Annotated in this window: 1 pseudogene; it reads right to left on the bottom strand. The window is 58.1% G+C overall.

The features are described 5' to 3' along the window. Positions 1–214: pseudogene (locus FNJ47_RS49155) on the bottom strand (IS110 family transposase); the annotation flags it as partial. Positions 215–229: the final 15 nt, after the last annotated feature.

Raw genomic sequence — 229 nt, 5'->3', positions numbered from 1 at the left:
CCTTGTGACCAAGCTTGGAAAGCTCCCGCGCCCAATATTGCGAAGCCCCGCAAGCCTCCATCCCGATCACGGTCGGCGGCAATTTGGCGAAGAACTCCAGCCCCTGCTTGCGCGACAGCTTCTTGCGCAGCACCACCTCCTCCGCCGCATCAACCCCATGCAGCACAAAAATATACTTCGACGTATCCATCCCAATGCGGATAATCTCTCTCACGGACGGCTCCCTTGT

This window comes from Bradyrhizobium uaiense (genome assembly GCF_010811875.1).
GTDB lineage: Bacteria > Pseudomonadota > Alphaproteobacteria > Rhizobiales > Xanthobacteraceae > Bradyrhizobium > Bradyrhizobium uaiense.
The sequence above is the reverse complement of the archived record's forward strand: the minus strand, read 5'-3'. Positions and strand labels throughout refer to the sequence as shown.